The 4,170-nt window shown below is 62.9% G+C and carries 9 protein-coding genes; 1 reads left to right on the top strand and 8 read right to left on the bottom strand.

The window, feature by feature from the left end:
- Window positions 1-75: 75 nt before the first annotated feature.
- From R5H23_RS15920 to R5H23_RS15905, 4 genes are all read right to left on the bottom strand, one after another.
- Entirely contained in the window at window positions 76-342 is a 267-nt protein-coding gene (locus R5H23_RS15920; RefSeq protein WP_062022255.1) for a hypothetical protein, read from the bottom strand.
- Window positions 339-1,172 (bottom strand): DNA/RNA non-specific endonuclease, encoded by an 834-nt coding sequence (locus R5H23_RS15915; protein WP_317216016.1) that lies wholly within the window; start codon window positions 1,170-1,172, stop codon window positions 339-341. The genes R5H23_RS15920 and R5H23_RS15915 overlap by 4 nt, the downstream gene beginning before the upstream one ends.
- 74 nt (window positions 1,173-1,246) lie before the next feature.
- On the bottom strand, window positions 1,247-1,492 hold the full coding sequence (locus R5H23_RS15910; protein ID WP_317216015.1) for a hypothetical protein: 246 nt from the start codon (window positions 1,490-1,492) through the stop codon (window positions 1,247-1,249).
- A 93-nt stretch (window positions 1,493-1,585) separates the two neighbouring features.
- The gene (locus tag R5H23_RS15905) at window positions 1,586-1,825 is read right to left on the bottom strand and encodes a hypothetical protein (protein ID WP_062022268.1); all 240 of its coding nucleotides are present in this window, start codon (window positions 1,823-1,825) and stop codon (window positions 1,586-1,588) included.
- A 281-nt stretch (window positions 1,826-2,106) separates the two neighbouring features.
- Here R5H23_RS15905 and R5H23_RS15900 point away from each other — a divergent pair, with 281 nt between their 5' ends.
- Complete coding sequence (locus R5H23_RS15900) at window positions 2,107-2,625, top strand: hypothetical protein (protein WP_317216014.1); 519 nt, start codon at window positions 2,107-2,109, stop codon at window positions 2,623-2,625.
- Here R5H23_RS15900 and R5H23_RS15895 read toward each other — a convergent pair.
- The 4 genes from R5H23_RS15895 to R5H23_RS15880 form a co-directional block, all read right to left on the bottom strand.
- Window positions 2,607-3,125 carry a hypothetical protein gene (locus R5H23_RS15895; protein WP_317216013.1) on the bottom strand — a complete coding sequence of 173 codons (519 nt, stop codon included), beginning with the start codon at window positions 3,123-3,125 and terminating at the stop codon, window positions 2,607-2,609. The genes R5H23_RS15900 and R5H23_RS15895 overlap by 19 nt on opposite strands.
- On the bottom strand, window positions 3,122-3,370 hold the full coding sequence (locus R5H23_RS15890; RefSeq protein WP_317216012.1) for a hypothetical protein: 249 nt from the start codon (window positions 3,368-3,370) through the stop codon (window positions 3,122-3,124). The genes R5H23_RS15895 and R5H23_RS15890 overlap by 4 nt, the downstream gene beginning before the upstream one ends.
- A gap of 34 nt (window positions 3,371-3,404) precedes the next feature.
- On the bottom strand, window positions 3,405-3,860 hold the full coding sequence (locus R5H23_RS15885) for a DUF3085 domain-containing protein (RefSeq protein WP_317216011.1): 456 nt from the start codon (window positions 3,858-3,860) through the stop codon (window positions 3,405-3,407).
- A 77-nt stretch (window positions 3,861-3,937) separates the two neighbouring features.
- Window positions 3,938-4,114: a hypothetical protein gene (locus R5H23_RS15880; RefSeq protein WP_157774492.1), complete on the bottom strand. Its 177-nt coding sequence runs from the start codon at window positions 4,112-4,114 to the stop codon at window positions 3,938-3,940.
- Between the last annotated feature and the right edge of the window lie 56 nt (window positions 4,115-4,170).

The raw sequence follows: 4,170 nt of genomic DNA, 5'->3' as shown, positions 1-4,170 counted from the left end.
GCAACCGAAGGGCGCGGAGGAAGCTGGGGTGGAAGGTCGTCTTGTCCGGAGTGAGGCTTGTGGCACTCCACACCTTCAGGCACAGTCCCGGTCCGCAAAAGGATTTGGAATCACCCTGTCCTCTCGAGCAACGCGCGCGCGATCCGGAAGATGGGCCGATCCTTCAAGCTCGCGGGCAATGGCGTCGATCTGAGCCTTCAGGGCCTGAATATCCTGCAGGCCGATCCGGTCCCTTCGAATTTCGAGGCGTCCGTACAGAGCGATCCGCTCAGTGCCGTTCTCAATCGTCAGGTCATCAATCCGAACACTTTCGCCTGCGTCCAGGAAAGGAATAAAACTCATGGCGCGGTCTCCAGCACAGGGCTTCCGGAAGCAGGCCGGATGCGAACAGCATAAGGACTTTTCATGGGGCGAGGCAGCGTCATGGCCGTCTGACGGATCTCATCAGGCAGGGATGGAAAGGGGTTTACCCCCGTCGCCTGGGTCAACGCGCCGATGCTGATGATCGTACAGGTTGGCTGGCTGCTATTTTGACAGAAATACGCGCCTGCTTCGTCCTCGGCGGGATCGTAAACAGCCTTCCAGGTCGCAAAGGGCACAAAAACCCGATGCGATCCGATGGTCTTAACCGACGTTCCGAATGCCGGACCGGTCACGACGTAAAGTTCGCCTTCGCGCTGTGCGAGACGACGCACCGCCATTTCCACACCCGTCCAGATGCCTTCATTCAGTTCCGGGGTCTGGGGGACCACATTGGACAGCGCAAAACTCTGCTCCTGGGCGCGACGGCTTGGCTCATCGCCCGAACAGGCCATATGGCCGCGATCATAATCCGCCGCGCGGTAATCGCTCAGCTCGGCCCGATCCTCAAAGGACAGACGGGGATCGGCATGGAAGAACCGGACGACCCGGCCGATCTGCATGCTGCGTTCCAGGTCTTCCTCGGTCAGATGCTCTGCCGTCCAAAGGGGGCCATGACTGATGCCCGAATGCAGGACAGCAAAGGCGTCATTGCACAGAAGCACGGTCTGCTGCCCAAGCGCCTCGTTGGTCAGAACCGGAAGCTGGCCGTCTCCGCCAAACTCGGCGCACCCGGCCGGTGCCGCCTGACTTGCGGTGGCCCAGAACAGGGCGCTCAGGGCAAGCCCCGCTCTGTGGTGTCGCATCGCCATTCCCTTTCCTCCCGGATGCCTGTGGTGTGCATGCCAGGATGACACGGCCTGTTGTGAGTGAAGGATCAGGGCTGTCAATGGGAGACACTCAGTAGTGTGCGTTGCGCCGAACGATGGGCGGCGCTGGCGTCACGGCGCAGTGCGGCGCGTAACGCCGCCCCGAGACGATCGTCATTCGCGTCATCAGCCAGGTGATCGGCTTCCGCGTAAAAGCGCCGTGCGCGGCCAATGGTCTTGCCTGCCGAGACGGCGCGGTGAAAGACGGGCGCCTCAAGCGCGGGAAGAAAACTGGACGAAGCTGTGAGGGTCTGGACCTGCACGATGCGGTTCCTTTCTTGTATTTTTTTGCCGGATGCGGGCCGCGCTGCGGCCCTGATGTCAGTGGAGGAAGGAGAGGATCAGCGGGCCTGATCTCAGTCTTCCGTCCCAGGCAGGGAAGCGCGCTTGACGGCACGACCGTCGCTCGCAAGGCATCGCTTTCCGTCGTGCATGTAGTGGTTGCGGCGAACCTTTCGATACACGGCTCCCAGCTCTGCCCCAGCCATGCGAAAGGCTTCTCCGAGTTCAAGATCTGCAAAGAGAACCGTGTCCGGCCCAAAAATCTCTGCCTTTTTACGGGCTGCTGTCAGATCTGTTTTCCTGCGCTTGGACATGCTCTGCCTCTCTCGGTTTATTTCGTTCCCGATCGGCAGCCTCGTGGGGCGGGCGGCGTGGCAAGGGCGGCGCTGTGCGCCGGGAGCGGAGCGACGCACCCTTGCTGCGACGCCTGCCCCATGAGAGCCCCTTCCCTCCCTCCTCTTTCTCTTTCCCGTGCGTCTCTTTTCTGCCCTCAGAGGTTTCCGTGAGGGCCGAATGAGACCGGTATCTCGTTGTTTTTGTTGACTTTTATTTGTGGCGCGCTTTACGCTTACCGCACAACGACAGGAGGACACCGATGAGTGCACAGACAGATCAGACCGCCACGGTGATCCGCTTTCCCCAGGAACGGCGTCGTGCGCCGACCCTGGACGCGCTCACCGACGCAATCCTGCCCGAGACGCAGTTGCGGTCGCTTGCTGAAACCCGCGACGTGACGCCGCCCCGAAAGGTTGAGCGCCTCCGTGCGTTCGGACGCGAGAGGGCGCGACAGATTTTCGGAGCCACCCCCTTGCCCGACACGCGGGAGGGTCGTCAGCGCATGGCGTCTGACTGGCTGACGCTTCTGGTCGGTCGGGCACTGGCCCGGGTTTCCGACGCACGGTCCCTCACGGAACAGGCGGAACGGCGCGAGATCGAAGATCTGCAGCGCGACGGCATCTATGACGATCTTGCGCAGGCGCTGCGCGCCGAGATCGTCGCCTGGGAGACGGCCCAGAATATTCTGGGCGGATGGGAGGTCGTTCAGGGACTGATCGACGATCCGGGCTCCTGCGCCGTCACGGACAGCGCAACGTGTCAGAGCAGACCCATCTGAACAGGCTGCTGCCGGGACAGCGGTGCAGCCAACGCCGGAGCCAGTGAGATGCGGCCTGCATGATCGGCCGGCACGCCGTGACGGTCGATCAGCCTGCGCAACAGCGCCTGTTCGCCTCGGACAGTCTCCTGGCGCAGTTCAGCGCGGTACAGGTCCAGCACCTGATGCTCGACCAGAAGAGCCGCGATCCGGCTTTCCACGTCTGACCAGGTCCAGGCGGGATCGCCGATCCCGCCACGCGCGATGATCTGATCGAGGAAGGCGAGACGCCCCTGCGTCGAGCTGAAATACCGGCCCGCAAAGCCGTTCCGGTTAAAGCAGGCGATAAACCCCCACATCTGGCTGACGCGCTGGTACAGCGCCTTGCTGAACCCCTCCTCCGGCAATCCTTTCGCAACAAAGGCGAGGATTGCATTGGCCAGTTTCGCCTTGTCCTGCGGTGAGCTCCAGCCCTCGGCCTCAATGCGGACGCGCCGCAGGTGTGGCAACAGCAGGCTCATGCGTAGGCCTCCTGCGCGAGCGCGGACAGAGCCTCCGCGACAGCGCCGGCAAGATCGGGCCGCCGTGCGATCAGCCAGCCCGTCAGTGCGGTGCGATCCGCCGCGTCCACAAGGGAGACGACGCGGTCGACGTCGCAGCGTCTCAGCTGCTCCACGCTGTCAGCCGCCACAGCCACGGCCGAGGCCCAGATCTGGTCGCGCGAGTGCGGACCCGCAGACACCATGGCAGGCGTAGCATCGGACATTTTTCTTCTCCTGAAGGATTTCAAGGACGGCCGGTCAGGCCAGAAATTCGAGGGTTTCCGGGGTGATGGTCATGCGCAGTGTGTCGACTGACGCCTGCCTGAGGGCGTGCCGCACAAGCGACGCCTCCAGGAACTCGCATCCGTCATCCCCGCCAAAAGCCTGGCGTTTGACGTCATGAGCCCTGCCCGCGTTCTGTGCCGGGTCCGCTTCGCGTGCATACGCGCACAGATTGGGCTTCTGACCGTCATCGGACGGCAGAAGGGGAAGCCCGTTCGACATCATGTAGATCCCGTGATCTCCAACCAGCCACAGACCCGCAGGGATCTTTGCAGGATCGACGTCGTCCTGACGGCCCCATTCGCGCGCGCCGTGCCCGGGCTTGCGCAGCCTCTTGTCAAAGAGCTGCGTCAGCGTGGCACGGCGCTCGGACGCGGCCTCGGCATGGGCGAGAAGGCGCTCGATCAGCGCGCGGTCGAAAGTGACGATCATGGGATATTTCCTCGGATCAGAAATGAAAAACCCCGCACGATGGCGGGGTCTGGGGGGCGTTCGGAGACGTGGAAGCTTCAGCCCCGACCGTGGGTCGTGTGGGAGGCGGAAGCGAGATAATGATGGGGCACCGGGCCAGCCAGAAAGCTCGGCAGGCACGTAAAGGCGAAGACCAGGGCGAGAAAGCCGAAGACCCCACCGGCCAGTCCGGCAACGTCCTTGATGTCCTGAAGGGTCTGCTGGGAAATCTGCATGAAAGGTCACTCCTGTTGCCGTCATCTCTTTTCTCTGATGACCTCTCCGGCACAGG

The sequence above is a fragment of the Gluconobacter sp. GP1 genome, from assembly GCF_032913585.1.
Taxonomy (GTDB): Bacteria; Pseudomonadota; Alphaproteobacteria; order Acetobacterales; family Acetobacteraceae; genus Gluconobacter; species Gluconobacter cerinus.
Note: the sequence above shows the minus strand (reverse complement) of the source record. Positions and strands in the feature narration are given on the sequence as shown.